We start from the raw sequence: 24,216 nt of genomic DNA on the forward strand, positions 1-24,216 counted from the left end.
GAGCGCTCCTTGCAGAAAGTCGAGGCGCCGGGTGGGGATGCGAACGGCTGGCGCCATGCCACCCACCAGCGTAAGCACTCCGCAGGCCCGCGCCCGCCACCGACACTCTCCTGGGTGTCTGCTACGCGTTGAGCGAAATAGGGCGCAAATCAGGCAGGGTTCGGCACAGAACGTGGTTCTATAGACGTACCGAAGTTAATCCGGTTGCGATCTGGAAGGAGCATCACATGTCGACGATCACCACGGAGAACGGTGCGGTTGACGAGCTCGCATCGGGGCCGCAACTCACGGCGGCCGACCGTTGCGACAGCTGCGGAGCCCAGGCTTACATCCGCGTCGTCGTGAACAACGGCGAACTCCTGTTCTGCGCCCACCACGGCAAGAAGCACCAGGAGAAGCTGTCCGAGATCGCGCACAGCTGGCACGACGAGACCGCACGTCTCTTCGAAGACCAGCGCGCATAACGGTCTGCCAGCGCTCGTAGACGTTCATCGAACGATGGGACAGCGGTCGACGGGTGTGCGCAGGCACGCCATCGTCGACCTTGGCCGCATCGTCGCGAACGCCGAGGCTGCGGCTGATGCACCACTCACCGACTCCACCGCCGATCTCCGCGCCGACGCGTACGGCCACGGGCTTCTGCCCGTCGCTCGTGCACTGAGGGATGCGGGGGTCGGCGGTTTTCTCGTCTCCCGGTTCGAAGACGCCGCCGAGCTCGCCGATGCCGGCCTTCCGGCCGTCCTGGTCGGGTCGGCCGCGGGACCCCTACTCGGACCGACGATCTACGGGCTCGATCCCACGCAGCCCTCAGCGCCCACACTACGGCTCGTGGGCGAGGTCGTCGCCGTGAAGCGGGTCGAGGCCGACCGCGGCGTCTCATACGGGTACACCTACCGCACGGGCAAGCCGACCACACTCGCCCTGGTCGCCCTCGGCTTCGCCGATGGCATCCCGCGCGTCGCCACGAACCGCGCGCCGGTTCGGATCGGCGCCTTCACCGGACGGGTCACCGGGCGTATCGCCATGGACCAGTTCGTCGTCGACATCGACGATACGTTCGCGCGGCCGGGCGACCCCGCTGTGCTCTTCGGCGATCCGGACCGGGACGAGCCGAGCATCCACGACTGGTCTTCGGCCGTCGGCATCGCCGCACCCGTCATCGTGAGCCGCCTCGGCCGCCGCATCGAGAGGCATTACAGCGCATGACGAGCATCGACGCCATCGACGAGCCGCTCCCCCGTGCCGTCATCGACCTGGGGGCACTCCGCCGAAATATCGCGCACCTCGCCGCGCACATCGCTCCGGCCGAAGTGATGTTCGCGGTGAAGGCCGACGCGTACGGCCATGGCCTGCTCCCGGTCGCGCGGGCCGGTATCGAGGCGGGAGCGACCTCGCTCGCGGTTCTGGAGATCCCGGCCGGTCTGGTTCTGCGGAGCGCCGGCATCGAGGTGCCGCTCCTCGCCTGGTTGCACGGCACCGACACCGACTTCCGTGCCGGCATCGAGGCCGGCATCGAGCTCGGTGTCTCCGCCGATTGGCAACTCGCCGCGATCGCCGCGGCCGGCGCCGACCGCCCCGCTGTCGTGCATCTCAAAGTCGACACCGGTCTCAGCCGTAACGGCGCCACCGCCGAACAATGGCCGGCCCTCGTCGACGAGGCGCTCGCTCTGCAGCGCCGTGGCCTGCTTCGCATCCGCGCCGCTTGGTCGCACCTCGCCGACGCCTCATTGGCCGACGACGAGGCCGCCCTCGCCGAATTCCATGCGGCCGTCGCCGTCGCAGAAGCCCGCGGAGCGACCTTCGAGATCCTGCACCTTGCCGCCAGTTCGGCCGGCATCCGGATGCCCGAGGCACGCTTCGACCTTGTGCGCTTCGGGATCGCCGCCTACGGGATCTCGCCCTTCGACGATCGGTCCGGGGCCGACCTCGGCCTCACTCCAGTGATGCGGCTGGAAGCCCCGGTCACCGAGGTACACGTCGACGGCACCACGCATGCCCGGCTCGGAATCGGTTTCGCCGACGGTGTTCCCACGCTGGGGACGGCCAAGGCATCAGTGGCGCTCGGCGGCCGTCCGCGCCCCATCGTCTCCGTGGAGGCCGACACGATGCTCGTCGACGTCGGCGCCGACCGAGTGCGTCGCGGTGACACGGCGACGCTCTTCGGGCCGGGGACGGCCGGTGAGGTCAACGCGGAGCTGTGGGCCGACTGGGCCGAGACCATCGCCGACGAGCTGGTGACGTGCCTCGCTCCTCGCGTCCCCCGCGTCTACGTCGACTGAGGCGACCGGTCAAAGCCTGACGCCGAGCCGCTCAGCGATCGCACGCCGCGCATTCACGGCGTAGCCGTCTACCGTCCGCACCTCCGGCACCGCCGTCAACGGCACGGTGTCGCCGCGACGCGCCAGAGCGTCTGCCAGGATGCGATCGGCGAGCTCCGGATTCATCGGCAACAACGGACCGTGCAGATGAGTTCCGATCGAAGCGCCGACCGTGACGCCTTCGACACGCTGATCGGCGGAAGCGTCATTTCCGAACCCGCTCACCACGGCGCCGAGCGGCTCGCCGCCGTCCAGCACCGTTCGCGCGGAATGGTTCTCGAACCCGGCAACGGTTCCGTCGGCGGTGCGCACGACCGACTCGCTGACATGCCGCTCTGCCCCGAGAATCGCCCGGCTCGGGAACACTCCGGCGCCGTGGAGTCTCTCCCCCTCGGCGGTGACGAGTTCAACGCCGAGGAGCTGCCAACCGCCGGCGATCGCCAGGATCGGCACGCCCGCATCCCGCCATGCCCGAAGCGTCGGCGCGAGACGCTGAACGTCGTCGAGCACCGCACGCTGCGAAGAGAGCGGGCCGCTGCCGATGTGCACGAGATCGACCGACTCGGGCAGACTGTCACCCGGCTCGTGGCTCACGACCTCGGTCGCGATGCCACGCCAGCGTGCACGCTCCACCAGCGCCATCACATTGCCGGCGTCGCCGTTGATGCCGAGCTCGCGGGGATAGAGGTGCAGAATGCGCAGTGCCGTCATCGTTCTCCCCCTTCGAGATCGAGGAAGCCGAGCTGTTTGCGGATGAGCATCATCTGCTCATAGTTCACGATCATCGTCTTGGTGCCGCGGGACGGCTTCGGCAGCGACAGGAACGCCGCCAGGGCAGGGCGCAGCTCGGGCACGACCGAGCCGACGGGGATCCCCGCGTAACCGAAGCGGGTGGCGAACTGCCACGCCTTCGTTCCCGAGACCATGTCGACGTGCTCGATCGACGAAAAGTCGATGTCGTAGATCCACGACGGGTCCGGTGTTCCCTCATCCACGGCCACGAACACCTGCTCAGGCGCTTCGGCCAGGTAGTCGAGATTCAACTGCAGGCTCGGCGGGTTCTTCATCATGATGATCTCGATGTCCTCATCGCCGACCCGCAGCGTCTCACCGCGGCCGTAGACCGTGCGCAGCGATGACATCGCCCGGGCGACGGCCTCGCCACGGAAGCGCTCTCCGAGCAGCCTGCGCGCCATGGCGGTCGCGCCGGCCGCGTCGATCGCGTAGTGCAGGCCGCGGGCCGGAAGTGCGATCTGAACGCTCTCGCCGCCGACGGTCAGGTCGGCGGTGCGGCCGGTGAGCGCGTTCACGGTCACTGTCGGCGCCGGCAAGGCGGCGACGACAGTACGGGAGAAGTCCTCGACGTTGGCCAGACCGTTCGGCGACGCGTCGATCAGCGCCGGTGCGACGGCGAAGGTCGACACATCGCGTCCCTCGGCCACGAACTCGGCGCCGATGCCCGACAGGCTGTCGTCGTCGGCGTTCACAACGACGAACTCGGACGACGATGCTCCGATCGATCGGAGCATTCCGACGACACGGGCCGGCTCGAAGAACCGGTTCAACTGGTCGATCTGCACATTGAGCAGCAGTGAGCCGCGCGGTTTGAGGACCGTCGCCAGGTTCACGCCGTAGGCCTCGTCGACCTCGATCACGCCGACGTCTCCGCGCACATAGCCGTCGAGGGGCACCGTCGCCAGCAATGCTGACGCGATTCCCTGCGGCAGGTTGCCGCCCGACGGGTTCGTGAAGACGGTCAGGCCGTGCTCGCGCAGAATGCCGGTGAGCATGTTGGTCGTGGTCGATTTGCCGTTCGAACCGGAGACGAACACCACGCCGAGCGGAAGGCGCTCGACGGCGCGCTCCAGAAACCTCGGAGCGATCGCGAGGGCGACCCGGCCGGGAACGGCCGAGCCGCCGCCGCGAAGGCGCAGCACCCAGCGGGCGAGGCGGCCTGCGAGGACCGCCAGCCTGTAGCGCACGCGCGCGGCCTACTCGAGGTAGTCGCGCAGCGACTGCGAGCGGGACGGGTGGCGAAGCTTCGCCATCGTCTTCGACTCGATTTGGCGGATGCGCTCACGCGTCACACCGAACGTGTCACCGATCTGGTCGAGGGTCTTCGGCATGCCGTCGCCGAGCCCGAAACGCATCCGGATCACGCCGGCCTCGCGCTCCGAGAGCGAGTCGAGCAGGCTCTCCAGCTGCTTCTGCAGCATCGTGAAGCCCACCGCGTCGGCCGGGACGACCGCCTCGGTGTCCTCGATGAGGTCACCGAACTCGCTGTCGCCATCTTCGCCGAGGGGCGTGTGAAGGGAGATCGGTTCGCGGCCGTACTTCTGCACCTCGATGACCTTCTCGGGGGTCATGTCGAGCTCGCGGCTCAGCTCCTCGGGCGTGGGCTCGCGGCCCAGGTCCTGCAGCATCTGTCGCTGTACGCGGGCCAGCTTGTTGATGACCTCGACCATGTGCACGGGGATGCGGATGGTGCGCGCCTGGTCGGCCATCGCGCGAGTGATCGCCTGACGGATCCACCAGGTGGCGTAAGTCGAGAACTTGAAGCCCTTGGTGTAGTCGAACTTCTCGACCGCGCGGATGAGGCCCAGGTTGCCTTCCTGGATGAGGTCGAGGAACTGCATGCCACGACCGGTGTAGCGCTTGGCGAGCGAGACCACGAGACGGAGGTTCGCGCCGAGCAGGTGGCTCTTGGCACGCTGACCGTCGCGGGCCACCCAGCGAAGCTCGCGCTCGAGCTCCTTGGGCATGTTCGTCGCGTTCGCGAGCTTGTCCTCGGCGAAGAGTCCCGCCTCGATGCGCATCGCGAGCTCGACCTCTTCGGCCGCGTTCAGAAGCGCGACCTTGCCGATCTGCTTCAGGTAGTCCTTGACCGGGTCGGCCGTCGCACCGGTGATCGCGGTCGAGTAGACCGGGATGTCGTCGTCTTCGTCGACGGCGCGCAGCACGAGCGCGCCGGTGGGGAGCGGCTCCTCCGCTACGGCGGTCTTCTCGGTGTCGTCGTCGGACTTGGCCTCGTCCGTCTCGGTCTCGTCTGTCTCGGCGTCGTCGACGACGACATCCTCTTCTTCGGCCTCGACGGCCTCGTCTTCGCCGATCTCGTCGTCGCTCTTCTTGGCGCGGCCCTTGGGCTTTGCCGCCGCCTTCTTGACCGGCGCGGCTTTCTTCGCTGCCGGCTTGGCCTTCGCAACCGCGGTCGCGGTCGACTCCTCGGGGTCTGCGACGGCCACGGCCGTCTTGACGGTTCCTGCTGCACGGGTTGCCATGTGAACACCTTTCATACCAAGCGGAGGGCCGAGTTCTGTTGCGCCTGGGCCTGGCTCAGGTTGCGTGCGGACATTACTAAGACCCATGTCAAGTCCTGGGTCTTTCGCCGGGCATCCGAAGATGCACCGACCCCTGGATATGAACGGGTCCGATTGTCAATTATTGCACGTTTCGAGCGAGCCCCCTTACCACCGTCCCCGTGGGGACGGCCGGTTGCGCCTCGTGTCGCCTCGGCGCGTCAGCGGGCTGAACGGTGCCCGCGGATCCTCCACGCTTCCACAAGTGCAACCCAGAGCGGGGCCACTTCTATTCCCTCATCCTCCGACAACCGCCGCCGGGTGCGCCGCCGTGCGTGCACCAGGAACCCGACGCCGATCCCGACGATCAGATACTGCACCGCGAATGCCCACCGGAAGGAATCGAATGCGTAGAGGTCGGAAGCTCCACCGGCCGCGACATGCAGCGAGTTCTCGGTGTCGAGCGTGACCCCGATGAGGAACATCATCACGAAGCTGGCGAGGAATCCGCCGACGTTGACGATTCCGTTCGCCGAGCCGAGGCTCCGCAACGGGTTGAACGTGCGAGCGAAGTCGAATCCGATCAGCGAGCCGGGGCCGCCGATGCCGATGACCACGAGCAGCACGATCAGCATCCAGAACGGAGGCACGCCCGGCCACAGCAGCAGAACCGCCCAGGTCACGCCCATCAGTGCCACGATCCCGAGCACCAGGTTGCTTCGCCGCAGCGGGAAGCGAGCCGTGAGAAGTCCCAGGATCGGACCCGAGATGAGGCCCGCCGCCACGGAGACGATCAACAGCCCCGACGCCTCGGCCGCATCGACCCCCAACGCGTAGACCATGAACGGCAGACCCCACATCAGGCTGAAGACGGTGCCGGAGGACTGCGTCACGAAATGCGACCAGAACCCCAGCTGGGTTCCCGGCCGCGCCAGACTGACCCGCAGCTGCCGCATCGACTCCCCCCAGGTGGCGGGGCGCGGCCCCTCCGTCGAACCGGTCGGCCGATCCTTGATCACGAGGACGATACCGACGAGGGCGACGACCGAGAGGGATCCCGCACTCAGGAACGCCGTCGTCCAGCCGGATTGGTGGAGCAGCATCGCGAAGGGGATCGCCGAGAGCACCTGCCCGAGCTGACCGATGTTGCCGATCCACTGGGACAGCTGCGGCACGATGCGGCCGCGGAACCATGAATTGGTCAAGCGCATCAGCGAAGTGAAGACCGTTGCATCGCCGGCGCCGACGAGGATGCGCCCCAGGATGGCGATCCCGATCGTCGGCGCGAACGCGACGGTCACCTGTCCGGCGATCATGAGCGCGGTGCCCACCATCATCAGCGAACGCGACCCGACGCGATCGATCAGCACCCCCACCGGGATCTGCATGGCTGCGTAGACGACGAGCTGAACGACCGCGAGAGTCGAGAGCACGGACGCGTTGACGTGGAACCGCTCGGTGGCGGCGACCCCGGCCACACCGATGGTGGTGCGCTGTGTCACGGCGACCAGGTATGCGAAGACGCCGATCCCGTAGATCAGCCAGGATCGACGCGAATTCACCTCACCAGCGTATCGCCCCGGCCAAGCCATCCCTCGGCTCGGCCTCCGCGCCGATCAGGACGAGGTGGGCCCGGTGTCGTCGTCGCCGTGGCGCCGGAACGCCAGGAAGTTCTCCAGCTCGGCGGCGATCTCATCGGCCGAGGGGAGTTCGCCGTCCTGGTCGGTGAGCGGCGACCGGAGTTGGTTGTCCTCCATATAGCTGTCGTGGCGCTCCTCGAGCGTGCCGACCAGCCGGCCGAGCTCGGCGTTCGACGCCACCTGCTCGTCGATGTTCGCGATGAACTCGCGATCCTCCTGACGCAGACGGTCGGTCGGGAAGATGAGGCCCGTCGCGGCGCTGATGCTGTCGAGCGCGGTGATTGCGGCCGCCGGATACTCGGTGTCGGCCAGGTAGTGCGGTATGAGCAGGATGAACCCTGCGATCGGGTACGTCATCTGCTGCAGACGGAACTCCAGCAGGTGCAGGGCGTTCGCCGGCACTTGCGTGTGCGGCCGCCAGATCGACATCGACTCGATCAGCTCCGCGCGGTTGCCGCTCACCGTGACCCCGATCGGACGCGTGTGCGGCACGGGCATCGGGATGGCGTGCACCCAGGTGACCGACTTGACCTTGAGCCGGTCGATGAGCCCGAGCACCGCTTGCGTGAATCGCTCCCATTGGAAGTCGGGCTCGAAGCCGGAAAGAAGCAGGAACGGCTGGCGGAGTTCGTCGTAGGCGAGGTACAGCTTGAGCGTGGCCGGCTGGTAGTCGGTCAGGTGGTCCTGATCGAAGTAGATGATCGGCCGACGGGCCCGGTAGTCGAGCAGGATGTCGGTGTCGAAGGTCGCGACGACCTCGGTGTCGAGCGTGCCGAGCAGGTAGGTGCCGAGCTGGCTGACACCGGAACCCGCATCCGCGAAGCCGGTGAGGCCGGCAACCAGGTTCAGCCCTTCCGGGACCTCGGAGAGGGCCGGACCGAGCTCGTACAGTTCGCCTGGATCGTGCATGGTTAAACCTTAGGCCGACCCTCGCGCGGGAACGCCGGGAACCGGCTGCGAACGCACACGCCCACAGCGAACAGGCAGCGGGATGCGAGGAGAAGACTAGATTCGAAAGCATGACGGTTCCTTCCCTCTCGCTCTCGTCCGCATCCGCCCCCTCTTCCCGTGCCGACGTCGTCCTGATCGGCGCCCGCGTCTCTGACGGCCGGGCGACGCTCTTCGCCGTCGACGGTTTCGACCGGATCGCTGCGCAGCTCGAAGCGATCGGCTTCGGCGGGGGAAAGGACGAGCTCGTGCGCCTGCCGGGCGCCGACGACGGACCGTCGATCGCGGTCATCGGTGTCCCCGACGATCCCGACGCGGATGCGCTCCGCTACGCCGCGGGCAGCGGTATCCGCCAACTCGCCGGAACCGCCGCCGTCACGATCGCCTTCCCGGTTCGCGGTGACGAGAAACTGGCCGCCATACTCGAAGGGGCTGCGCTCGGCTCCTACGCATTCACGGCCTACCGAGAGGCGTCGAAAGACGGCGCGCGTACCCCGGTGGCGACCGTCGAGGTGCTCGGAGCTTCGTCCGACGATGCCGCGACCGTCTCCAGGGCGACCGCTCTCGCCGAGGCCGCAGCGCTGGTCAAAGACCTCGTGAACACGCCCCCGCTCGACCTCTACCCCGAGACCTTCGCCCGGGCGGCCCGCGAGGAGGCCGCCGGTCTGCCCGTCGAGGTCACGGTCTGGGACGAGAAAGAGCTTGCAGAACAGGGCTTCGGCGGCATCCTCGGTGTCGGCCAGGGGTCGGCCCGGCCACCGCGCCTGGTCAAGGTGAGCTACTCCCCCGCCGGAGCCGCCCGTCACCTCGCCCTGGTGGGCAAAGGCATCACCTTCGACACCGGCGGTCTCTCGCTCAAACCTCCGACCGGGATGGTCGGGATGAAATACGACATGACCGGAGCCGCGACAGTGCTCGCCGTCACTCTCGCCGCCGCCCGCCTCGCGCTTCCCGTGAGGGTCACGGCGTGGCTCTGCATCGCCGAGAACATGCCGTCGGGGTCGGCCATCCGCCCCAACGATGTGCTGCGCGTCCGTGGCGGCCGCACCGTCGAGGTCTTGAACACCGACGCCGAAGGGCGTCTCGTCATGGCCGACGGCCTCGCCGCCGCCAGCGAAGAGCACCCGGATGCGATCATCGACGTCGCGACACTCACCGGCGCCGCGATGGTGGCGCTCGGAACGCGCTACGCCGCCGTCATGGGAGACGACGACCTCGTCGCCCGTGTGCTCGACGCAGCGAAAGCCAGCGGGGAACTGCTCTGGCCGATGCCCCTTCCGGGCGAGCTGCGCGCCACGATCAACTCCGACGTCGCCGACATCGCCAACGCCAACCCGGGAAACACCGCCGGCGGGATGCTGCTCGCCGGCGTGTTCCTGCAGGAGTTCGTCGGACGCACAGGAGATGCAGAGGATGCGCCCCGCATCCCCTGGGCGCACCTCGACATCGCCGGACCGGCCAAGGGGCCGGCCGGGCCGTACGGGTTCACCGGCAAAGGGCCGACCGCCGTCACCGTGCGAGCACTGCTGCGGTTGGCCGAGGACTTTTCCCGACAGTAGTAAGGTCGTATAGGCGAGAAAATCTTGCCAATCAACGCCTGCCTCCGAGATACACATTCGAGGGCAGAGTCGTGTCACGAATCCTGATGCGCGAGGGAGTAGCTGGGTGTCTGAGCAGAACTTTGACATTGTGGTGCTCGGCGGTGGAAGCGGAGGCTACGCAGCAGCACTGCGTGCGGCCGAGCTCGGTTTCACCGTTGGCATGATCGAGAAAGACAAGGTCGGAGGCACCTGCCTGCACCGGGGATGCATCCCCACCAAGGCGCTGCTGCACGCAGCGGAGGTGGCCGACTACTCCCGCGAGTCGTCGAAGTATGGCATCGTCACCGAGTTCAAGGGCATCGACATCAACGGTGTCACGGAGTACCGCCAGGGAATCGTCGCCAAGAAGTACAAGGGACTCCAGGGCCTCGTGAAGGCCCGGAGCATCACGGTCATCGAGGGCGAGGGTCGTCTGACCTCCCCCACCACTGTGCAGGTCGGCGAAGACACCATCGTCGGCAAGAACGTCATCCTGGCGACCGGCTCATACTCTCGCTCGCTCCCCGGCCTCGAGATCGGCGGCCGTGTGATCACCAGCGAGCAGGCCCTCGAGCTCGACTTCGTTCCGAAGAAGGTTGCGGTGCTCGGCGGTGGCGTCATCGGCGTCGAGTTCGCCAGCGTCTGGAAGTCTTTCGGTGCCGACGTCACGATCATCGAGGCGCTGCCGCACCTGGTCCCCAATGAGGACGAGACGATCAGCAAGTCGCTGGAGCGGGCCTTCCGCCGCCGCGGCATCGACTACCGTCTCGGCATCCGCTTCGCCGGCGTGACCCAGAACGAGAACGGCGTCGTCGTCACGCTCGAGAACGGCGACACGGTCGACGCCGAGCTGCTGCTCGTCGCTGTCGGCCGTGGTCCGTCCACCGCCAACCTCGGTTACGAAGAGGCGGGCATCACGATGGACCGCGGCTTCGTCATCACGAACGAGCGCCTCGCCACGAGCGTCCCGGGTGTGTACGCCGTCGGCGACATCGTCCCCGGCCTGCAGCTCGCGCACCGCGGCTTCCAGCAGGGCATCTTCGTCGCGGAGGAGATCGCGGGTCTGAACCCGATCGTCGTCCCCGACATCAACATCCCAAGGTCACCTATTGCGACCCGGAGGTCGCCTCGGTCGGCCTCTCCGAGGCGAAGGCCGTCGAGCAGTACGGTGCCGACAAGGTCTCCAGCTACGACTACAGCCTTGCCGGCAACGGCAAGAGCGAGATCATCGGCACGAGCGGAACCGTCAAGGTCGTTCGCGTCGTCGACGGTCCGGTCGTCGGGGTACACATGATCGGGGCCCGCGTCGGCGAGCTCATCGGGGAAGCCCAGCTGGCGGTGAACTGGGAAGCGTACCCCGAAGACATCGCCCCGCTCATCCACGCCCACCCCACGCAGAACGAGGCTCTCGGCGAAGCCTTCCTCTACCTGGCGGGCAAGCCGCTCCACACCCTTTAGTCCGTCGATCCCCGACGCGACTGCAATAAGCTACTGAACGATCTGGTTTTGAAGGAGACAAGCTCATGAGCGAATCCGTCAGCCTCCCGGCACTCGGCGAGAGTGTCACGGAAGGCACGGTCACCCGCTGGCTGAAGAACGTTGGCGACCGTGTCGAGGTCGACGAGCCCCTGCTCGAGGTCTCGACCGACAAGGTCGACACCGAGATCCCGTCGCCCATCGCGGGCGTCGTGGAAGCGATCCTCGTGCAGGAGGACGAGACCGTCGAGGTCGGCACCGCACTCGTGACCATCGGCGACGGCTCCGGTGGCGGAGAGGCTCCGGCCGCTCCCGCCGCTGAGGCGGCCCCGGTCGTGGCTGCCCCGGCGCCTGCTGCTGAGCCTGCACCGGTTGCCGAGCCTGCACCTGTTGCCGAGCCGGTTGCCGAGCCGGCCCCCGCGGCCGTTCCTGCACCTGTTGCCGAGCCGGCCCCTGTTGCTGCGCCGGCTCCGATCGCGGCTCCCGCAGTCGTCGCCGCTCCCGTTGCCGAGCCGGCCCCCGTCGCCGCTCCGGCCGCTGTCGCCGCTCCGGCTGCTGCTCCTGCCCCGGTCGCCGCTCCGGCGACCGGCGGTGCACACGCCGGCAACGCCGGCTACGTGACTCCGATCGTTCGCAAGCTCGCGAACGAGCAGGGCATCGACCTTTCCAGCGTGACGGGCACCGGCGTCGGCGGGCGCATCCGCAAGGAGGACATCCTCTCTGCGGTCGCCCCGGCTGCCGCACCCGCCGCAGCCGCCACGGCAGCACCGGCTCCCGAGGTCTCGCCGCTGCGCGGCACGACCCAGCCGATGTCCCGCCTGCGCAAGGTCGTCGCCGAGCGCGCGGTCGTCTCGATGCAGTCCTCCGCACAGCTCACCTCCGTCGTAGAGGTGGATGTGACGAAGGTCGCCGCATTCCGTGACACGGTGAAGGCCGACTTCCTGGCCAAGACCGGCGTGAAGCTCTCCTTCCTGCCGTTCTTCGCTCTGGCCGCCGCTGAGGCGCTGAAGACGTACCCCGTCATCAACGCCACCATCGACGGCGACACGATCGTCTACCCGGACCACGAGAACATGTCGATCGCGGTCGACACCGAGCGCGGCCTGCTGACCCCGGTCGTCCGCAATGCCTCGGAGCTCGACCTCGCCGGCCTGGCCAAGGAGATCGCGGACCTCGCCGAGCGCACCCGCGACAACCGCCTCAAGCCGGACGAGCTCGCCGGTGGAACGTTCACGCTGACCAACACCGGTTCGCGAGGCGCCCTGTTCGACACCCCGGTGGTATTCCTGCCGCAGGTCGCGATCCTCGGAACGGGCATCGTCCGCAAGTCACCGGTCGTCATCACGGCTGACGGAAGCGACTCGATCGCCATCCGCTCCACGGTGTACCTCGCCCTGTCGTACGATCACCGCATCGTCGACGGAGCCGACGCCGCCCGCTTCCTCGTCGCGATCAAGAACCGCCTCGAGACCGGCGACTTCGAGGGCAATCTGGGCGTCTAGTCCGGGAAGATCTCCCTCAACCGCCAACCGGCCTCGCTCTTGATCATCAGGAGCGAGGCCGGTTCGCTTTGCACCGCGCCCGAGCCGACCTCGGTCACCGCGATGAGGGCTGCATCCCCCAGCGCTGCACGAGCGCGAGCGTCGCACCCGAGAAGTCCCGACGCTTCGACCCGGTGGTCGTCGTGTCGGCCTGTTCGAGGGGAGAGCCCACCTGCACACTCGCCGCCAGACAGCCCGCATTCGGCGGTCTCGTCGCCCAGCACCGCCGCCGCGCTTCGAGCAGGGCATCGGCGGCCGAAACCGGATCGTCGCCCCGGATCGCCGAGACCTCCCCCGACGACGGTACCGAGGCTGACGGCGGTACCGAGGCTGACGGCGGTACCGAGGCTGACGGCGACGCTGGCGCCGACGCCGCCTGCTGAGGTACGGCTTCCGACGACGCGGCTTCCGATGGTGCGGCCGTCCACGTCGTGTCCGCAGCATCCCCGGCGGACGCCCGCACCGGCGAACCTGACCTGGAATCGCCACCCGGCGGCGCCAGCGTGAGCACCGCGCCGACGACCACTGCCGGAATCACAGCCACCCCAACCAGCTTCTTGCGCGCGCGGATCTCCCGCGCCACCCGTTTCACGATCTCCCGAATCGGGCCTGCATCCGGCTGTGGGGCCACGGTAGCGGCGCCCCGCTGCGCTCTCCTCGGCGACGTTGTCGATGTCGCAGCGCTCCGCGGTACGACGTCCACCGGCACGAGGCCCTCCGACACCTCCGAGTTGTCGTGTGGAAGACTCACCGCCTCCGGCTCGGCGACCGAGGTGACCGCGTCGACTACGGTCTCCCACTCCGTGATCGTCGACCCCGAAGACTCCGAAGACCCCGAAGACTCCGAAGACCCCCAAGACCCCCAAGACCCCGACGACACTGCTGACTCCGATAACCTCGGTGGCGCCGACTCGGCCCGCGACGAAGCGAGTGCGACGCGGACCGCTCCCACCAATCGGGATCCGAGCGGGCCCTCGACGGCATGCGCCAGACATTCGGCCAGCTGCACGAACGCTCGTCGATCGTTCTGCCAGCCCTCGCGCGACAGCGGACGGGCCCCTCCGAGGGAGGTGATGGCGGGGCAGGCGTCGGCTCGGAAGACCACGGAACGCGAGGTCAGCGCGCCGTGGGTCCAGCCCCGCCCGTGCAATGCGCCGAGGCCACGGGCGACGGAGACGAGGATCGTGACCGCCTCACCGGGGCGGACTTCTCGTCGCCGGTCGAGCAGGCCGGCGAGGTCGCCGCCGGGCGCATGCTCGAAGAGAAGCGCGGGTGGCGGAGCGGAACCCCGTCGGGAGTCGCGCCGTTCGCGAAAGGTGATCACCTCGCGCAAAGCCAGCACATGCTCGCTTCGGATACCCCGCCGCGCGTCGATCTCCGCACGGGCGCGCTCCTCGCCGTGCGCCTCGGCCGAACGGAGCCGGAGCACCGCGGGCTGGAGCGAACCCTGGGGAACGACGAGTTGGCTCACTTCCCCTTCGTCGTGGTGCAGGGTTCGGAGCACCTCCCACTCTTGGGCCGCGGCCAGGGCTGCTGCTCGCCGAACCAGGCTCTGCACCGATTTCGTCATTGCTCCAGTCCATCGCGGCGGGCAGCTCCCGTGTTCGGGTCTCCCGCAGTCGGTGGACAACGCGCCGGTCATGCGAATTGTGGAGGAGCCTCGAACGCCTAGACTGTGCAGGTGGTCGACTTCGTCGTCACGGGACTAAGCGCCAATTCCGTGCCGTATACCGAGGCCCTTCAACAGCAGCGTGCTCTGCACGCCGCCGTCGTCGCAGGCCGGGCGCCCGATACTGTCATCCTTCTCGAGCATCCGTCGGTATACACCGCCGGCAAACGCACCGAGCCCGACGAAAGGCCGACCGACGGTACCCCCGTCATCGATGTCGACCGCGGCGGGAAGATCACCTGGCACGGGCCGGGGCAACTCGTGGGGTATCCGATCCTCCGGCTCCCCGAACCGATCGACGTGGTCGGCTACGTGCGGCGCCTGGAGGGCATCCTGATCGATGTCCTGGCCGAGCTCGACGTGCCCGGCGAACGGGTGCAGGGTCGCTCAGGGGTCTGGATCCGCGGTGTGCAGCGCGACGAGAAGATCGCCGCGATCGGCATCCGGGTCGCCGAAGGGGTGACGATGCACGGCTTCGCCCTCAACTGCTCCAACGGTTTCGAGGCGTACGACGCCATCGTCGCCTGCGGCATCCGGGATGCGGGGATCACCTCGATCACTCGCGTTCTGGGGCGCACGGTCACCCCGAACGACGTGGCCCCGCTCGTTCGGGCCCGCTTCGAGCTCGAGCTGGAGTCCGTCGCATGAGCGCCGCACCCGAGGGACGCCGGATGCTGCGCCTGGAGGTCCGCAACGCCGAGACCCCGATCGAGCGCAAGCCGGAGTGGATCAAGACCAGGGCCAAGATGGGTCCCGAGTTCCAGCAGCTGCAATCGCTCGTGAAGAGTGAAGACCTGCACACCGTGTGCCAGGAGGCGGGCTGCCCCAACATCTACGAATGCTGGGAGGACCGCGAGGCCACCTTCCTCATCGGCGGTTCGCAGTGCACGCGCCGCTGCGATTTCTGCCAGATCGACACCGGCAAGCCTGCGGACTACGACACCGACGAACCTCGCCGTGTCGCCGAATCGGTCACGCGGATGAACCTGCGGTATTCGACGGTGACCGGTGTTGCGCGCGACGATCTGGACGACGAGGGCTCCTGGCTCTATGCCGAGACGATCCGCGAGATCCACCGGCAGTCCCCGGGCACCGGTGTCGAGATCCTCGTTCCCGACTTCTCGGGAAACCCTGAGCATCTCGGCGAGGTGTTCTCCGCTCGACCGGAGGTCTTCGCACACAACGTCGAGACGGTGCCGCGGATCTTCAAGCGCATCCGGCCCGCCTTCCGCTACGAGCGGTCCTTGGATGTTCTCACCCAGGGGCGCGCGGCCGGCCTCATCACCAAATCGAACCTCATCCTGGGAATGGGCGAGGAACGCCACGAGGTCAGCCAGGCTCTGCGCGACCTGCTCGACGCCGGCACCGACATCATCACGATCACCCAGTACTTGCGGCCGAGCCCCCGGCATCTCCCGGTGGCCAGGTGGGTGCATCCCGACGAGTTCGTCGAGCTGAAGCTGGAGGCGGAAGATCTCGGCTTCCTCGGTGTGCTCTCGGGGCCCCTGGTGCGGTCGTCGTACCGCGCCGGCCGGCTCTGGGCTCAGTCGATGCAGGCGAAGGGGCGCGACGTGCCGGAGAATCTGCGGCACCTCGCCGATGCCTCCCTCGGCTTCGCCCAAGCCGTCTCCTGAGCGCGAACATCGTCACCAGCGGCGCGGCGGAGCCGGTATCCTGAATGCATGGCACGCAAGGAGAAGTCCACCAAGGAGCCCGGCCGTCTGAAGCAGATGTGGCAGGTCTTCCAGATGACCCGTCGCTACGACAATCGGGCCGTCGCATACATCGTCGGCGGTTTCGCGCTGCCGATCATTGTGGGCGTTCTCGTGTCGCTGTTCTTCTCCGACGGCAACGTCTTCACCATGGTGCTGTGGATCCTCGCGGGTGTGCTCGCCGGTGTTCTGGTGGCGCTCATCATCCTCGGCCGTCGTGCCGAGCGTGCCGCATACTCGCAGATCGAGGGCCAGCCGGGCGCCGTGGGCGCCGTGCTGCGCAGCTCGCTCAAGCGTAGCTGGCGCGGCTCCGAGATGCCGATCGCGGTCAACGGCAAGACGCAGGACGCGATCTACCGGGCTGTCGGCCGCGGTGGCGTCGTGCTCATCAGCGAAGGCCCCAAGTCGCGCACGCTCCGCATGATCGAGGAGGAGCGTCGCCGCGTCGCCCGCGTTCTCCCGAACGTGCCGGTGACTACGATCACGGTCGGGCCCGACGAAGATTCGATCCCGCTGCACAAGATCCCGCGCCGGCTGGCCAAGATCAAACCGACTCTCACCAAAGCCGAGGTCCTGGCGATCAGCAATCGTCTGCAGTCGCTCGAGAACCCGATGCCGATCCCGAAGGGCGTCGACCCGATGAAGGTGCGCGCCCAGCGAGCACGCTAGGCGCGGATCAGCACGGTTCCTGCGATCTTGTCGTGGAACCCGCGCTGGTCGGAATCCCAGACCAGGGCGGGAACGGCCACGGCCAGAAGCACGCTGCGCACGATCGGCCGCCACAATCCGACCCAGCCCCCACGAACCGGGACCACACGCATCCCGAACAGTCGGTGGCCGAGGCTGCCACCGATCGTGGGAATGAACACCACCTGCATGAGCACGAAGATGCCGAGGTTGGCCCAGGCGTCGTAGTGGAAGAACGCCCAGGAGAGCAGCGCTGCCAGCGCCCAGTCCACGGCGAGAGCGCCGATGCGCCTCCCGGGGCGGCCGACCGAGCCGCGTCCCTCGTCGGGAAGACCGAGGCGCTCCCCCGGGTAGCGGCTCGGGGCGACGTTTCCGGATCGGGGGCTCGGAGGATTCTGGGGCACCCGACGAGTTTACCGGGCGTGCAATACCGCCCCCGGACGAGCGACGGCGTAACATGCTGGAAACATTTGCGTCACCGCGGGGAAACTCCCTCCCCGTACCTTTGTCTTGGGCTGCAGGTGCAGTCCACCCCGTTACAAGCCATTGGGAGTCCTCCGCATGTTCCGTGATTCTTCCGAGGTGCTCAAGTTCATCAAGGACACCGACGTCAAGTTCCTTGATATCCGCTTCACCGACCTTCCCGGTGTGCAACAGCACTTCAACATCCCCGCGTCGACCGTTGATGAAGAGTTCTTCTCCGTCGGCCAGCTGTTCGACGGTTCCTCTATCCGCGGTTTCGCGTCGATCCACGAGTCGGACATGCAGTTGATCCCGGATGTGTCGACGGCCTACGTCGACCCGTTCCGTGTCGAGCGCACACTGATCATGGTGTTCGACATCTACAACCCCCGCAACGGCGAGATCTACTCGAAGGATCCCCGCCAGGTCGCCAAGAAGGCAGAGAAGTACCTCGCCTCGACCGGCATCGCCGACACGGCGTACTTCGCCCCGGAGGCCGAGTTCTACATCTTCGACGATGTCCGCTATGAGGTGAACCAGCACTCCAGCTTCTACTCGGTCGACTCCGAAGAGGGCGCCTGGAACACGGGCCGCACCGAAGAGGGCGGCAACCTCGCCAACAAGACCCCCTACAAGGGCGGCTACTTCCCGGTCAGCCCGGTCGACAAGCAGGCCGATCTGCGCGACGACATCTCGCTGAAGCTGATCGACGCCGGCCTCATCCTGGAGCGTGCGCACCACGAGGTGGGCACCGGCGGCCAGGCGGAGATCAACTACCGCTTCGACACGATGGTCCACTCGGCTGACGACATCCTCAAGTTCAAGTACATCGTCAAGAACACCGCCGAGCAGTGGGGCAAGGTCGCGACCTTCATGCCGAAGCCGCTGTTCGGCGACAACGGCTCAGGGATGCACACGCATCAGTCGCTGTGGAGCGACGGCAAGCCGCTGTTCTACGATGAGGCCGGCTACGGCGGGCTCTCCGACATCGCCCGCTGGTACATCGGTGGTCTGCTCAAGCACGCCCCGGCCGTCCTGGCGTTCACCAACCCGACGGTGAACTCGTTCCACCGCCTGGTCCCCGGTTTCGAGGCCCCGGTCAACCTGGTCTACTCGGCCGGCAACCGCTCGGCGTCGATCCGAATCCCGATCACCGGCACCAACCCGAAGGCCAAGCGCATCGAGTTCCGCGCTCCGGATGCTTCGGGCAACCCCTACCTCGCGTTCGCCGCCCAGCTCATGGCCGGGCTCGACGGCATCAAGAACCGCATCGAGCCGCACGAGCCGGTCGACAAGGACCTCTACGAGCTGCCGCCCGAGGAGGCCAAGAACATTCCGCAGGTTCCCGGCACCCTCGCCGAGGTGCTCGACGCGCTTGAGGCCGATCACGACTTCCTGCTCGCCGGTGGCGTGTTCACCCCGGAGCTCATCGAGACCTGGATCGACTACAAGCGCGAGAAGGAGATCAAGCCCCTCGCGCAGCGTCCGCACCCATTCGAGTACGAGCTGTACTTCGGCGTCTGATTCGAGCGCCCCGGTCAGCGGGGCTGTTCAGGCGTGACGGACGCCTCAGTCCGCCGAGAGTCCGCACGAGATGTGGAACGGTCCGCGTCAGCGGCCGATCCGCCTCGTGCGGACTCTTCTTCGTTCGGGCATCGCGGCCGGGCATCACAGCCGGGCATTTCGCCGTGATGACGCACGAATCGATACCCCGCCGGTTCGAACCGTTGCGAGGATGGAGGGAGTTCGCTGCGCGCTAGTCCTGAATGCTGGTATCACGCAGGAGCGCGCGGAGCCGGGCTGTCTCGGTCTCGGAAAGGCCGCCTGAGCGCAGATATCCGGCGGCATCCCCGTGGGTGTCGCCGACCCAGTCGAGCGCCGCTTCGATGGCCGTGGCCGGCGACTTGGTCGCGAGTGTCTCGAGTCGGGGCACGAGCGGAACGCCGAGGCTGGTGAGGAGGGCGGTCAGTTCGCGGCCGAGACCGTTCGCGAGATTGGTCTCGGTGAGCACGTAGTCGGCGACGACGTCGTCGCGCGCAGCGCCGGCGACGCTCAGCAGGAGTGCCGCAGCGAGCCCTGTGCGGTCCTTTCCGGCGGTGCAGTGGATCAGCACCCCCGGACGATCGGAACGCTCCGCGTCGAGCACGGCGCGGGCGACCTCCGCGAATGACGGTGCGCTGCTGGCGAGGATGGCGACGTACAGCTCTTCGAGCGTAGGGATCTGTTCGACGAGCGCGGTGATCTGGTCGGCGGTGAGGGTGGCGCCCGGCTCGGACGGCAGAAGCTGCTTGACCAGTTCGTCCATCGCTCCGCCCTGGATGGACACGCTGCGGAGCTCGACGCTCGGGGCGGCGGCGAGCGCATCCGGGGCGCGGCCCTGCTCTCCCGCCGTACGGAGGTCGATGACCGTGCCGATGCCGAGGGCAGCCAGGGCTTCTTGGCCCGACTCGGTGAGCGTCGAGAGCGCATCCGAACGGAAGACGCGACGCGAGGTGAACACAGCACCGTCAGCGAGGGGCATACCGCCGAGGTCTCGCGAGTTGTGCGTCACTTCGAGCACCGACATCAGTTCCACGGGTTCGCCTTTCTCGGATCGACCCGACGTCCGCGTGTCGATGGATTTGTTCCTCTCACACTATCGAGCCGCTCCGTCGCTGGAGGGCCGCACACGCTAGGCAGGGCCGGCGGTCAGCGTGACGCTTTCGGGTGTCATTCCTGCGCGGCTCCGCTTCCAACGCAGGGCGCGCTTTTCGATCAGATGCCAGCTGAGCGTGGCGACGCCCAGGGTCAGAATCGTCGCGACAGCGGCGAACACCGGCACCCCCAGTGCCGCGAGGCCGGCCGAGGCCAGTACCTGCTGCAGCGGGAAGGCGTAGATGTAGGTTCCGTAGGAGACGTCGTTTCGCAGGCGGAGTCCGGGGATCTTCACGAGCGCGCCCCCGGCGATGAGCAGATAGGCGAGCGGCAGAGCGGCCACGAGACGGTAGTCGGGCAGCACGGAGGCCGTGATCGTGATCGCCGCGGCGATGCCGACCAGCCACCAGCGCGCAGGAAGTCTGTCCTTCACTTGGTGGATGAGGGCTCCCGCGGCGAACATGAGGCCGAAACGCGACCCGTTGATGAGCTCGGCGTTGTCGAGGATTCCCGCCGCGGTCAGGGCGACGCCGCCCAGGCAGGCGATGAACAGTATCGGCACGGTCACGCGGAATCGGAGCAGCCGCGTCAGCCCGAGGATGAGCACGCCGAGGTAGCAGAGGAACTCCCACCACAGGGTCCAGAGCGAGCCGTTCCAGACGCCCGGATACGGAAGAACACCCTCGGGCGTGCCGCCGATGCCGGCCTCGACGATGCGCAGGCCCGCGTTCTTCAGCACGTAGAGGAGCGAGTCACCCAGGTATCCATCGGGGAAGCCCTGGCCGACGAGGAGGATCCCGAGCGGCGCCAGCACGAATGCGGTCACGACGAGACAGAAGTAGAACGCCGGCAGGATGCGCAGCACCCGGGCCCGCAGGTAGGGCCGCCAGCGGGGGTTCCGCATCCAGCTGGCGACGATGAGGAAGCCGGAGATCGCGAAGAAGCCGTCGACGCCGGCCTCACCGAGGAGTTGCACGACCGGCCACGGCGGTCGGGATGCACCGGTGAGGGGGAAGGAGTGCCAGACGATGACACTGACCGCCAGGAGCAGACGCACCACGTTGAGCGCATTGAGTCTCGGATCGAACACTCGCTGAAGCGTCATCGTCTCCCCGCCGTTCCCCCGGGCGCCGTGCGCCGCCACGCCGATGCGTCGCTAGTGAATAATACTCAGTTCTGACGTCGAGTGGTCCTCCCCGTCCGAGGGGCGTCGGATGTCGGTCATCCCGTCGGCGCCGGCCGTTCCGGCAGACCGTAGAACGCGCGCTCGAAGACCGCGCGCGCCCGGCGTGTGACCGCCAGGTAGTCCTCCTCCAGCTTGCTCGCCGACCCCGGCGGATACTCCAGAAGGCGGGCGACACCGTCGAGCTGCACCCTGTCCGACGGGAGCACATCAGCCGTTTTGTTGGTCCAGAGCGTCATCGCGGAGCGGGCCCGGGATGCGAACACCCACGCATCGCGGAGCTTCGCTGCGTCGTCCGGTTCGACGAACCTGTGGTCGGAAGCGACGGCGAGCGCTCCGAGCGTCGATGTGGTGCGCAGGGCGGGAACGGCGGCCGCGTGCTGCAATTGGATGAGTTGCACGAACCACTCGACATCGCTGAGCGAGCCGCGCCCGAGCTTCAGATGCCGCTTCGGATCAGCCCCTTGGGGCAGCCGTTCGTTCTCCACGCGTGCCTTGATCCGTTTGACCTCGCGCACGGCCTGCTCTTCGATCCGCGACGGATAGCGCACCTCGTCGGCGACGCGTTCGAAGTCCTGCAGGAGTGCCGCATCCCCGGCGACACCGCGCGCTCTCAGCAGCGCCTGCGCCTCCCAGGTGAGCGACCAGCGCTGATAGTAGGCGCGGTACGACTCGAGGGAGCGCACCGGGGTGCCGTTCTTGCCCTCCGGTCGCAGCCCGATGTCGAGGTCGAGCGGCAGACGGTTGTCGTCGGTGAGTCGGTTCAGCTCGGAGACGACCGCCAGCGCGGAGCGGTGGGCCGCCTCCTGGTCGTCGCCGTGGGAACGGAAGACGTACATGACGTCGGCGTCAGAACCGAAGCCCAGCTCCCGCCCCCCGAACCGGCCCATGCCGATGACCGCGAACTCGTATTGGTCCTGATCGGCGCGCGAGGCGCGGACCGCCTCCAGAACCCCAGCGATCACGTTCTCGGTGATCGCGGTCAGTCCCTGCGCCAGTTCATCGATCGAGGCGAAACCGAGAATGCCCGAGAACGCCAACCGCAGCACTTCGCGCCGCCGCGCCGCACGGAGGGCCGATGCCGCGTTCTCGGCCGACTCGTGCCGACCGAGGATGGCACGTGTCTCCTCTCGAAGCAGCTCGGCCGACCTCGGACGCAGATCGTCCTCCGACTCGAGCCATGCCACCGACTCCGGGATGCGCCCGAGCAACTCCCCGGCGAAACGCGAGCCGGAGAGCACGCGGGTCAGACGCTCGGCCGCGCCGGTGGAGTCGCGCAGCATGCGCAGATACCAGTGGGTGGAGCCGAGGTCCTCACTCAACCGCCGGAACGTGAGGAGACCGTAGTCGGGGTCGGCGCCGTCGGCGAACCATTGCAGCATGACCGGCAGCAGGTGCCGTTGGATGGTGGCCCGTCGCGATACGCCTCCGGTCAGCGCTGCGATGTGGGCGAGGGCTCCCCGCGGGTCCCGGAAGCCGATGGCGGCCAGGCGAGCCTCGGCCTGCGCGTTCGTGAGGCCGGCCTCACCGGTGAGGCGCGCATCCTCGTTGGAGGTCGCGGCGACCGCGCTCAGAAGCGGGCGGTAGAACAGCCGCTCGTGCAGCCCCCGCACCCTGTGCTTGATCGCGTTCCAGAGTTCGAGGAGTTGAACGGCGCCGGTCGCGAGTCCCGTCGCGCGCGCGAGCACGCGGACATCCCCCTCGTCGCGGGGCATCAGGTGCGTGCGATGGAGGTGACGCAGCTGGAGTCGGTGCTCCATGAGCCGCAGCGTGCGATAGTCGCGCGAGAAGGCAGCCGATTCCTCCCGGCCGATGTATCCCTGCGCCGCCAGCGCCGCCAGCGCCGGCAGGGTCGCCCGCTGGCGCACCCTGTCGTCGGTCTGGCCGTGCACGAGCTGCAGGAGCTGCACCGTGAACTCCACATCGCGCAGGCCACCGGGCCCGAGCTTCAGCTGATAGTGCACCTCGTCGTCGGGGATGTTGTCCGTGACCCGCTCGCGCATGCGCTGCACCGACTCCACGAAGTTCTCGCGGGAGGCGCTGCTCCACACTTTCGGCGCGAGCGCGTTCACGTAGCGCTCCCCCAGTTCTTCATCGCCGGCGAGGGGACGCGCCTTGAGCAGGGCCTGGAACTCCCAGCCCTTCGCCCAGCGGTCGTAGTAGGCGATATGCGATTCGAGGGTGCGGACGAGGGCGCCGTCTTTCCCCTCGGGGCGCAGATTCGGGTCGACCTCCCAGAGCCCGGGTTCCAGGGCCGGATCCTGGATGCCGCGCATCGTGAGCATCGCCAGACGCGTCGCGATGTCCACGGCCCGGCCCGAGGTGACACCGGCCGTATCGTCGCCCTCGGCCACGTAGATCACGTCGACGTCGCTCACGTAGTTCAGTTCGCGGGCACCGGCCTTGCCCATCCCGATGATCGCGAGCCGGGTTGCGCGAACCTCGGCTTCGGGGAAACGACCGGGCCCAGTTCCCGCCGACTGCCGTCTCGCGACGGCGAGGGATGCTTCGAGGGCGGCCGCGGCCAGATCCGAGATCGCGGCGGCGACCGCGTCGAAGCCGTCGACGGGGTCGCTCTGTTCGAGGTCGAAGCTCGCAAGCTGCACGAGGCGACGACGATAACGGAGCCGGAGTGCCGTCCACGCCGCCTCCTCGACCACATCTGCGAAACCGTCGACGGCGCCGACCGAGGCCAGCAGATCGGTTCGCAGTTCCGCCGCAGACGGGAGCCGCGTGACCGGCGCGCTGAGCGCATCCAATTGTTCCGGCTGCCGCAGGAAGAACTCGGCGATCCCATCGGAGGCACCGATCACGCGCAGAACACGGCGGGCGCTCTCCGGATCGCGCAGATACCGCGCAACCTCTTCGGGGGCGCGGCGCACCAGGGCGATCGCGCTCGCGAGCGCCGTGTCCGGGTCGGCCGCGACCGAGAACGCCGGCAGCGCCTGCTCGATGGCGATGCCCGTCTCCCGGGCGAGCTCATCGAGCTGCGCTCGAACGGAGCTCAGACCCACGAAGCCGAACCGCGCCAGCGTGGTCAGGGAGATCGTGTCGCGGGTCATCGATCAGA

The 24,216-nt window shown here is 67.9% G+C and carries 19 protein-coding genes and 1 pseudogene; 10 read left to right on the forward strand and 10 right to left on the reverse strand.

Features of this window, described 5'->3' with window-relative positions:
* The first annotated feature begins 227 nt into the window (after positions 1–227).
* From K5L49_RS04240 to K5L49_RS04250, 3 genes are read left to right on the forward strand one after another with little or no spacing between them, the layout of a single operon-like run.
* Complete coding sequence (locus K5L49_RS04240) at positions 228–464, forward strand: DUF7455 domain-containing protein (RefSeq protein WP_223690763.1); 237 nt, start codon at positions 228–230, stop codon at positions 462–464.
* A gap of 34 nt (positions 465–498) precedes the next feature.
* Positions 499–1,206: an alanine racemase C-terminal domain-containing protein gene (locus tag K5L49_RS04245; protein ID WP_223690764.1), complete on the forward strand. Its 708-nt coding sequence runs from the start codon at positions 499–501 to the stop codon at positions 1,204–1,206.
* Positions 1,203–2,279 (forward strand): alanine racemase, encoded by a 1,077-nt coding sequence (locus tag K5L49_RS04250; RefSeq protein ID WP_223690765.1) that lies wholly within the window; start codon positions 1,203–1,205, stop codon positions 2,277–2,279. The genes K5L49_RS04245 and K5L49_RS04250 overlap by 4 nt, the downstream gene beginning before the upstream one ends.
* A 9-nt stretch (positions 2,280–2,288) precedes the next feature.
* On the opposite strand, the gene K5L49_RS04255 is transcribed toward K5L49_RS04250, so the two are convergent.
* From K5L49_RS04255 to K5L49_RS04275, 5 genes are all read right to left on the reverse strand, one after another.
* The gene (locus tag K5L49_RS04255; RefSeq protein WP_223690766.1) at positions 2,289–3,029 is read right to left on the reverse strand and encodes a type 1 glutamine amidotransferase; all 741 of its coding nucleotides are present in this window, start codon (positions 3,027–3,029) and stop codon (positions 2,289–2,291) included.
* Positions 3,026–4,300 carry a MurT ligase domain-containing protein gene (locus tag K5L49_RS04260; protein ID WP_223690767.1) on the reverse strand — a complete coding sequence of 425 codons (1,275 nt, stop codon included), beginning with the start codon at positions 4,298–4,300 and terminating at the stop codon, positions 3,026–3,028. Before K5L49_RS04260 ends, K5L49_RS04255 begins: the two co-directional genes overlap by 4 nt.
* Positions 4,301–4,309: 9 nt before the next feature.
* A complete protein-coding gene (locus tag K5L49_RS04265; protein WP_223690768.1) occupies positions 4,310–5,596 on the reverse strand; it encodes an RNA polymerase sigma factor in 1,287 nt (428 codons plus the stop codon).
* Between the two features lie 239 nt (positions 5,597–5,835).
* The gene (locus K5L49_RS04270; protein ID WP_223690769.1) at positions 5,836–7,176 is read right to left on the reverse strand and encodes an MFS transporter; all 1,341 of its coding nucleotides are present in this window, start codon (positions 7,174–7,176) and stop codon (positions 5,836–5,838) included.
* Positions 7,177–7,230: 54 nt separating this feature from the next.
* Entirely contained in the window at positions 7,231–8,163 is a 933-nt protein-coding gene (locus tag K5L49_RS04275) for a proteasome assembly chaperone family protein (protein WP_223690770.1), read from the reverse strand.
* Between the two features lie 110 nt (positions 8,164–8,273).
* On the opposite strand from K5L49_RS04275, the gene K5L49_RS04280 reads away from it, so the two are divergent.
* The 3 genes and pseudogenes from K5L49_RS04280 (at position 8,274) to sucB (ending at position 12,760) form a co-directional block, all read left to right on the forward strand.
* On the forward strand, positions 8,274–9,761 hold the full coding sequence (locus K5L49_RS04280; RefSeq protein ID WP_223690771.1) for a leucyl aminopeptidase: 1,488 nt from the start codon (positions 8,274–8,276) through the stop codon (positions 9,759–9,761).
* A 106-nt stretch (positions 9,762–9,867) separates the two neighbouring features.
* Positions 9,868–11,240 (forward strand): annotated as a pseudogene (gene lpdA, locus K5L49_RS04285) (dihydrolipoyl dehydrogenase).
* A 65-nt stretch (positions 11,241–11,305) separates the two neighbouring features.
* Entirely contained in the window at positions 11,306–12,760 is a 1,455-nt protein-coding gene (gene sucB / locus K5L49_RS04290) for a 2-oxoglutarate dehydrogenase, E2 component, dihydrolipoamide succinyltransferase (RefSeq protein ID WP_223690772.1), read from the forward strand.
* 94 nt (positions 12,761–12,854) lie between these two features.
* Here the strand turns inward: sucB and K5L49_RS04295 are convergent, their stop codons facing one another.
* Positions 12,855–14,369, reverse strand: coding sequence for a hypothetical protein (locus K5L49_RS04295; RefSeq protein WP_223690773.1), 1,515 nt, complete (start codon positions 14,367–14,369; stop codon positions 12,855–12,857).
* A 111-nt stretch (positions 14,370–14,480) separates the two neighbouring features.
* On the opposite strand from K5L49_RS04295, the gene lipB reads away from it, so the two are divergent.
* The 3 genes from lipB to K5L49_RS04310 are packed head-to-tail and all read left to right on the forward strand — an operon-like array spanning position 14,481 to position 16,849.
* Positions 14,481–15,116: a lipoyl(octanoyl) transferase LipB gene (gene lipB, locus K5L49_RS04300; protein ID WP_223690774.1), complete on the forward strand. Its 636-nt coding sequence runs from the start codon at positions 14,481–14,483 to the stop codon at positions 15,114–15,116.
* Complete coding sequence (gene lipA / locus K5L49_RS04305) at positions 15,113–16,102, forward strand: lipoyl synthase (RefSeq protein WP_223690775.1); 990 nt, start codon at positions 15,113–15,115, stop codon at positions 16,100–16,102. Before lipB ends, lipA begins: the two co-directional genes overlap by 4 nt.
* 48 nt (positions 16,103–16,150) lie before the next feature.
* Positions 16,151–16,849 carry a DUF4191 domain-containing protein gene (locus K5L49_RS04310; protein ID WP_223690776.1) on the forward strand — a complete coding sequence of 233 codons (699 nt, stop codon included), beginning with the start codon at positions 16,151–16,153 and terminating at the stop codon, positions 16,847–16,849.
* On the opposite strand, the gene K5L49_RS04315 is transcribed toward K5L49_RS04310, so the two are convergent.
* Positions 16,846–17,271, reverse strand: coding sequence for an RDD family protein (locus K5L49_RS04315; RefSeq protein ID WP_223690777.1), 426 nt, complete (start codon positions 17,269–17,271; stop codon positions 16,846–16,848). The genes K5L49_RS04310 and K5L49_RS04315 overlap by 4 nt on opposite strands.
* A 157-nt stretch (positions 17,272–17,428) precedes the next feature.
* Between K5L49_RS04315 and glnA the strand changes: the two genes are divergently transcribed.
* Positions 17,429–18,853 (forward strand): type I glutamate--ammonia ligase, encoded by a 1,425-nt coding sequence (glnA, locus tag K5L49_RS04320; protein ID WP_223690778.1) that lies wholly within the window; start codon positions 17,429–17,431, stop codon positions 18,851–18,853.
* Between the two features lie 232 nt (positions 18,854–19,085).
* Here glnA and K5L49_RS04325 read toward each other — a convergent pair whose 3' ends face one another.
* The 3 genes from K5L49_RS04325 to K5L49_RS04335 all read right to left on the reverse strand — a co-directional run bounded on the left by K5L49_RS04325 (position 19,086) and on the right by K5L49_RS04335 (position 24,208).
* The gene (locus K5L49_RS04325; protein WP_223695236.1) at positions 19,086–19,895 is read right to left on the reverse strand and encodes a tyrosine-protein phosphatase; all 810 of its coding nucleotides are present in this window, start codon (positions 19,893–19,895) and stop codon (positions 19,086–19,088) included.
* Between the two features lie 105 nt (positions 19,896–20,000).
* Entirely contained in the window at positions 20,001–21,053 is a 1,053-nt protein-coding gene (locus K5L49_RS04330; RefSeq protein ID WP_223690779.1) for an acyltransferase family protein, read from the reverse strand.
* Between the two features lie 131 nt (positions 21,054–21,184).
* Complete coding sequence (locus K5L49_RS04335) at positions 21,185–24,208, reverse strand: bifunctional [glutamine synthetase] adenylyltransferase/[glutamine synthetase]-adenylyl-L-tyrosine phosphorylase (protein WP_223690780.1); 3,024 nt, start codon at positions 24,206–24,208, stop codon at positions 21,185–21,187.
* Positions 24,209–24,216 lie beyond the last annotated feature (8 nt).

It is taken from the genome of Leifsonia poae (assembly GCF_020009625.1).
In the GTDB taxonomy this organism is placed as follows: Bacteria; Actinomycetota; Actinomycetes; order Actinomycetales; family Microbacteriaceae; genus Leifsonia; species Leifsonia poae_A.